The following is a 232-nucleotide window of genomic DNA, read 5'->3' on the forward strand; positions in this document are numbered from 1 at the left end:
GTTGAGCCAGTGTGCACTCAATGTACTAGTTGTATAGGAACATATAATGTCAATTACGCTTTCCAAACCCAACCCAATAGCGCCCAAAGCGTTTCGTCACGATATCAACGGTTTGCGCGCCTGGGCCGTCGTGGCTGTGGTGCTTTATCACTTTGGTGTGCCCGGCTTTTCCGGTGGGTTTGTTGGGGTTGACGTCTTTTTTGTTATTTCTGGCTTCTTGATGACCTCCATC

At 48.7% G+C, this 232-nt stretch carries 1 protein-coding gene; it reads left to right on the forward strand.

Going from position 1 to position 232, the window contains the following annotated elements; translation table 11 throughout:
* Positions 1 to 46 precede the first annotated feature (46 nt).
* The coding region (locus RMT89_RS45655; RefSeq protein WP_399499151.1) for an acyltransferase family protein at positions 47 to 232 on the forward strand (186 nt) is incomplete at its 3' end.

The sequence above is a fragment of the Streptomyces sp. P17 genome (assembly GCF_032436805.1).
GTDB lineage: Bacteria > Actinomycetota > Actinomycetes > Streptomycetales > Streptomycetaceae > Streptomyces.